The organism is Kitasatospora sp. NPDC096204, assembly GCF_044763205.1.
In the GTDB taxonomy this organism is placed as follows: Bacteria; Actinomycetota; Actinomycetes; order Streptomycetales; family Streptomycetaceae; genus Kitasatospora.
Genome location: NZ_JBIWFT010000099.1, coordinates 1 through 1,586, shown reverse-complemented (window position 1 = coordinate 1,586; position 1,586 = coordinate 1). Strand labels below are relative to the sequence as shown.

General features: G+C 69.8%; 1 protein-coding gene. It reads left to right on the top strand.

The window, feature by feature from the left end; translation table 11 throughout:
- Nucleotides 1-125 precede the first annotated feature (125 nt).
- Nucleotides 126-1,586: NF041680 family putative transposase (locus tag ACIQ87_RS40275; RefSeq protein ID WP_402417243.1), on the top strand; the 1,461-nt coding region annotated here is incomplete at its 3' end.

The following is a 1,586-nucleotide window of genomic DNA, read 5'->3' as shown; positions in this document are numbered from 1 at the left end:
GAGAGCGTCGAACTGCGTGTCGAACGTGATCACTCGTTTCGGTAACTGCCGTACACGGAAGCGGCCTTCGTCTGATCCTGTGCTCCGACCAAGGAATGCACACAACCATGACGAAGGCCGTGGGGATGAGTCTGCTGCACGATCGCGTTGGGCACGACGGGTTCGCTGAACTGTCACGCTTCCGGGGTGAGTTCTACTCCTGTATGATCAAGCGTGCGGATGCGTTGTTCGAGCTGGCCGACGCGGTGCTGTGCGCCGATGGGCCGGTGCGGTCTTTGGTGGAGCTCTCCTTGGTGGGTGAGCATCGTCGCGGCCACGGCGGGCTCTACGCCGCGCTGGCCCGCGGCCGGGTAGACGCCGATCACATGCGGCGGGCGCTGGCCGCAGTGCCGCTGCCACGCGCGGCCGACGGCCGGCTCGTGCTCGCGGTCGACATCACCTGCTGGCTGCGGCCGGACGCCCACTGCTCACCGGAGCGGATCCTGTGCCATACCTACGGGCGGGGCAAGGACCAGCACATCCCGATCCCGGGCTGGCCCTACTCGGTGATCACCGCCCTGGAGAGCGGCCGCAGCTCATGGACCGCGCCGCTGGACGCGCGCCGCCTGGCGCCAGGAGACGACGCGGCCACCGTCACCGCACAGCAGTTGCGCGAGCTCATCCAGCGCCTGATCGCCGCAGGCCAGTGGCAGAGCGGCGACCCGGACATGCTCGTCGTCGCGGACGCTGGATACGACCTTCCCCGCCTCGCTCACCTGCTCAGGGACCTGCCCGTGCAGGTGCTGGGACGGATGCGCTCGGACCGGGTCCTGCGACGGGCGTGTCCACCGCGTGTTCCCGGCACCAGGGGCCGGCCGCCCAGGCACGGCGGCGAATTCGTCTTCGGCGACCCGACCACTTGGGGCACCCCGGACACCCATACGGTCACTGAGACCCGCCTCTACGGCACTGCGACCGCCCGGTCCTGGGACCGGTTGCACCCTCGACTGACTCACCGGTCCTCGTGGGTCTCCCAGGCTGGCACCCTGCCGGTCATCGAGGGCACCGTGATCCGCCTGGAGGTCGACCACCTGCCCAGCGGAGCGACCCCGAAGCCCGTCTGGCTGTGGTGGTCCGGCACCGACGCCACCGCCGCGGACACCGACCGGCTGTGGCAGGCATTCCTGCGGCGCTTCGACATCGAGCACACATTCCGCCTGTTCAAGCAGACCCTCGGCTGGACCTGCCCGAAGATCCGCACGCCCGAAGCCGCTGATCGCTGGACCTGGCTGATCCTCGCCGCCTACACCCAACTTCGCCTCGCCCGGCCCCTCACGGCCGACCTCCGTCGCCCCTGGGAACAGCCCGCACCGCCCGAACGCATGACCCCCGCCCGCGTCCGGCGAGGATTCCGGCACCTCCGCCGCAAGACCGCCTGCCCAGCCGGCGCACCGAAACCCAGCCGACCCGGTCCAGGACGGCCGCCAGGCCGCAAGAACACTCAGCCCACCCCACGCCACGACGTCCACACAGCCCGCAAAACGGACACCGCGAAGCCATCAAAGACGACAAAGTCGCAGGCCATCAGCCCGCGACCTCGCCGCTCA